We start from the raw sequence: 4,875 nt of genomic DNA on the forward strand, positions 1-4,875 counted from the left end.
TTATATGACTGCTCCAATTCAATTAGTGATAATTCTTCTTTGTTTAATTCTTCAATATATTGTGGAGATTTAAAATCATTATTATTCTTTAGATACAAATATAAATATAAACTAGGTAAAAGCTCTGTTCTATAAATAATTGCAATAGATCTCTTGAAATTTAGTATCCATTGTCTAAAATATAGGGCTTCTTTTTTTCCATTTAAATTATATTGTTGATACCCATACAATTGTAATTCATTTAACATAGTTTCTAAGAAAAAGAAATTAGCAGAACTATTGAAATAAAGTGCCATTTGAGAACATTTTTCTAAAACATCTTCTTCTTGCTCATCCATCCAAACTACAAAAACAGATGCTTTATTCAAGAAGTTTATATAATTATCGCTATAACCATCTTGCCTAAAATGTTTACTTTTTCCTTCAAATGAAAAAATAGGCGCATTTACTAACCACTCTTGAATCTTCACGTCCTCATAGAAAGGATCATCAGTAAATTCATTTTCATTAGCTAAATAATAAACTTCAAAACCCATATTTTTAGATACTTTATATTCAAAAATATCCTTACTATTAATTTTTATAATTCTATTAATTTGTCTAGAAACATCTCTAATATTTTTACAATGTCTATTACCATACAATTGATACTGTCTTTGTCTATTATTTTTTTCTTGATTAATTAGAGGATATATCTTATCTTTTACACATGAGAAAGTACTATACAAGTCGCTTCCAAAGTTTATACTCTCTAAGTCTTCAATGATTTCTATAACAAATGTACCATTGTTAAATATAGTTAAGGTTAAAAAAAATAAATTCAAAGTGTTCTCATGAGTAATTTCAATATGTGGAGTGAATATATATTTTTTATATTTGTATCCATGTATATTATTTTGATCAAACAATCCATCATTAATATTTGCATTAGTAGCAAATTTTTCTAAAAATTTTTCTAGTTTTTCGTGATATTCTTTTGTATGTCTTTTATATCTTCCAGGTAAAATCCAATAATCATAATTTACCGGGGGGTTGTCAGGAGATAAAATGCGTATAACTCCTTTTACATTCAATAGAATTTCCTCAATTTTTTCAAACCAAGGGTTCATGTTATTATCTTTTATATTTATAGCAGTAGCATATTGATATGTTACTTTATAGCCTTGTAATTTATTAATATCTTCTAGAATCTTTTCAATTTTATTGTCCATTATTTTAAATATCCTCATACAGCCTAGAATATAAAACGCTAATTTCTTCTTTCAACATTTTTTTCTCTTTTTCTAAAGAATTTACTTTTCTTTTTAAAGAGGAGATTAACGCATCTTTACCGTCATTTTTATTTTTATGAACAAATATTTCTCTGTTTTGTTCACGTAACTTCTCTATTTTCTTTCGAATTTTATTATTTTTATATAATGTAGCTTTCGAAACTTTTGAATGTTTAGAAACGATGTTAAAGTTAATTTCTTTATTTTTTTGAACTAAATCATTTATTGCTTTATCAACTTTTTTCTCGGTTTTAACTTTTCGTTCTGCATGCAACTGTTTTAATTGTTCTTGTCTATTAAATTTTTCCATCTTAACCTCTATACTTTTATTCTATTACTTCTCCCGAATATAATGTTTCCATCTTTTATATTACCTAGTATTTCTTCATATTTATTTAATATATTTATATGCTTTTCAACCATATCTTGTCTATTATTATTTTTAGCTAATTCTATAGATTTGACCGTTGATTTGATATGTAATTCATATTTTTCAACATCTAAATCAGAAAATCCAATAGCTAAATCCTTACATGGTTTCCCAGAATTACAAGTCAGGCATGGCGGAGCTTCCATGTATGGACAATCACCACTCAATCTAGCATGACAAGTGCCATAAGGATTGTCCATTGCGTTTAATTTATGTTCTTGCCATAAAGAATTCAATGCTTTTTCAGATAGTTCACTACTATGCTGTATATTTTTAATTTTACCGTCAACATCAAAACTAAAAGCTCCTTGATCAATAACTGATTCAAAAGCCTTTCTCTTTGTATCATCAAGTAACTTAGCATATCTTAGAGTCATTTCTGGTGAGGAGTGTGCTAATAATTCTTGTATCGTTAATATATCTGCTCCACCATTTAACAATTTTACTGCATAGGTATGTCTAAATTGATGAGTTTTGAAATGGAAGATTTCTCCTTGTTCATCAATAATATTTTTAGTCTTTGATAAATGATTTAAGTGTGCTCTGACCATATGTTGTGTAAAGGGCATTCCCTTTCTTTTTCCTTTATAAATAGCAAAAATATAATTATTAGGATTATTATCTTTTGTACTTTTACTTTTAGAATCGGCTATTAAAACTGCTATTATATCAGCTAATTTATTATCAATTGGTATTCTATGTCCTTTAACAAAAGTTTTAGCAATATCTGTGATTATTGAATACTTTCCATTAACTTTTGCAAGGCAATTATTTTGTAATGTCAATACATCAGAAATTCTTAATCCTGTTTTAAAAGCTATCCAAACTACAGGTATTAAATCTTTATGCAAATCATTTATATGCTCAAAAAGCTGTTCCAATACAAAATCTGGGATATAATCAATTTGGCTACTATTTTTCTTTTCGTGTTTAGGTAAGTCTTGAGGATAAATTAAAAATCGTATATCTTGGTACGGTGCTATAGCATAGTTTTGAGTTATAATATCGTTTAAGAACCTTCTAATTGTTTTTAATTCTTCTCTCACAAAATTCTTAGTACTTTGCAAATGTTTATTAGCTGCATATTCAAACAAAAATTCTATATATGCTTCGATATGACATCTATCTAGTTCATTTAAACTATTCCTTGTTTCTTTATTTTTAGATATATTTTGAAAAAACCTAGTTAAAACTCTTATATAAAACCTTGCTGTAGCAAATGCTATATCACCAGTTATCAAACGATTTTTTAAATATTTTTTTGCTAATTCTCGCATTTTAATTGACTCAATTTTTTCAAAGTTTAAATAATTGCCAGTTAGTGTTTTATTATAACTCAATCCATATTTTTCTAAATTTCTAATATCCCATTTATCTTTTTCCCATTCTTCTCGCTTATCAATGAACTTAATTAGATTAATGTACATATTCTTTAAAAAAGAAGCCAGTCCGCTTTTGTATTCATAATCACCAAAAACTATTGTTGATGATCTTCTTTTTATTGGTATATTATTTTCAGTCAGCCAATTAAACCAGTGCTTTTCTAATGTATTTATATCACAATCAAGTAAAGAATTTAAATTTGGATAAACTTCATTAAAGAACTTAGCAATCTTATTAAGCTTTACTGCTCCAGTATTAAATAAATTAGATAAGGACCAATCCTCTTTAACTATCAGTTTCAAAAAAAGGTATTTAAATTCTAAATTCAAATTTTTACTTTTAATCCTAAAGAAAACATTTTTTCTTTTGTCTCTATAGTTCTTGATACTATCTTGAAATTGCTTGAATTTGTTAAAAGCTGTAATGTGCCACTCATCATTTTTAAAAAAGTAATCATCATATATTTCAGTTATTAAAACCTCTCCTTTTATATTGATGGTTCTACTTTGTAATGTACATAATTCATTAATCATAGTACTGTTTGTAGGTAAATTAATTGGTATTGACATAGTCATTCCCCTTTATTAAAAACTTGAAATTGATGCTTTACTTTATTCCAATCTTCACGTATATCTTCTTCAGTGGGATGAACATATAAATTAATAGTCGTTTGTATATTACTATGACCAAGTCTTTCTTGAACTTGTTTTATATCCTTAGTTTCATTATAAAAAACAGTTGCATGTGTATGGCGAAATAAATGAGGATGAACATTTATAGATGTTTTATGTTTTAGCCTTTTAAATAATGAATATATATCACTATAATTCATAGCTTCTCCTACATTTCTCCCCTTTATTTTTACAAAAAGATAATCAGAACATATTGAAAGTTCGTCAATTATTTCGTAGACATAATCATCGTATAAATCAATTAACGATTGGGAAATAAATATTTTTCTTTCCCCAGTTTTCAAATAAGTACCATTATCATTAAATCTATTTTTCAAAACTATTTGATGGCCTTTTCTAAAGTCAAATTTAATATCATCAATACGTAATGATAATACCTCACCTATACGTAATCCGGTTTCATATAGTAATTGTATTAAGAATTTATCTCTAATATTATTAGCTTCCTCTAATAATTTCTTAACCTCCGCATTAGTTAACACTTCTATTTTTTTCTTTGGTTCTTTAACTTTCAAAATATTTTTCAACGTTCTATAGTCCTTATTTATGTGATGCATGAAACTTTTATATTTTTTAGAGTATTTACTTTCCATATGCATAAAATCATAGAAATTAACATCTAATTTTTTACTCCTATAGAGATAATCATAAAAATTAGATACTACAGTCATAGTCAGATTAATTGTCTTAGGACTAATGCTTTTTTCTTTTCGGTGATAAGAGAGGACATTCTCATATTCAAAAGGTGTTTTCATCCATCTTATAAAATCAACAAAGTTATCAAAACTAACTTCTTTATAGCATATCTTTTTACTTTCTAAGTAAACAAAAAAATTTTTTAGTGCATAGGCATAGGTTTTCTTGGTATTTAAACTTTTCTTAACACTATCCAGATACTTCAAATATCTTACTGCATCTACTATAGGTTCATTATTACCATCTAAAATCATAAAATTGGTACCATTCTTAGATTTTACTTCTACTATTTTCATAATAATCTCATTTCTAATTTTAATAGTATAAGTATACACTATTCAAATTCTTTTTACATCATACATATTAAACTTATTACACGTAATAAAAAAAGACTATTTAATAT

At 26.0% G+C, this 4,875-nt stretch carries 4 protein-coding genes; all 4 read right to left on the reverse strand.

All coding sequences use genetic code 11. The annotated features are described in order from the left end of the window. A partial coding sequence (locus tag CD127_RS11605) for a hypothetical protein (protein ID WP_162191591.1) occupies positions 1-1,211 on the reverse strand: 1,211 nt, incomplete at its 3' end. 4 nt (positions 1,212-1,215) lie between these two features. Beyond that, positions 1,216-1,581: a DUF6262 family protein gene (locus CD127_RS11610; RefSeq protein ID WP_000410574.1), complete on the reverse strand. Its 366-nt coding sequence runs from the start codon at positions 1,579-1,581 to the stop codon at positions 1,216-1,218. 8 nt (positions 1,582-1,589) lie between these two features. Continuing rightward, the gene (locus tag CD127_RS11615; RefSeq protein ID WP_000026850.1) at positions 1,590-3,653 is read right to left on the reverse strand and encodes a tyrosine-type recombinase/integrase; all 2,064 of its coding nucleotides are present in this window, start codon (positions 3,651-3,653) and stop codon (positions 1,590-1,592) included. 2 nt (positions 3,654-3,655) lie between these two features. After that, positions 3,656-4,768 (reverse strand): tyrosine-type recombinase/integrase, encoded by a 1,113-nt coding sequence (locus CD127_RS11620; protein WP_000706213.1) that lies wholly within the window; start codon positions 4,766-4,768, stop codon positions 3,656-3,658. Positions 4,769-4,875 lie beyond the last annotated feature (107 nt).

This window comes from Staphylococcus petrasii, assembly GCF_002902565.1.
Taxonomy (GTDB): domain Bacteria; phylum Bacillota; class Bacilli; order Staphylococcales; family Staphylococcaceae; genus Staphylococcus; species Staphylococcus petrasii.

Bases quoted from the DNA above. Each gene is read 5' to 3' on its own strand.
- CD127_RS11610 (WP_000410574.1), bottom strand. From the start codon at position 1,581: ATGGAAAAATTTAATAGACAAGAACAATTAAAACAGTTGCATGCAGAA.
- CD127_RS11615 (WP_000026850.1), bottom strand. From the start codon at position 3,653: ATGTCAATACCAATTAATTTACCTACAAACAGTACTATGATTAATGAA.
- CD127_RS11620 (WP_000706213.1), bottom strand. From the start codon at position 4,768: ATGAAAATAGTAGAAGTAAAATCTAAGAATGGTACCAATTTTATGATT.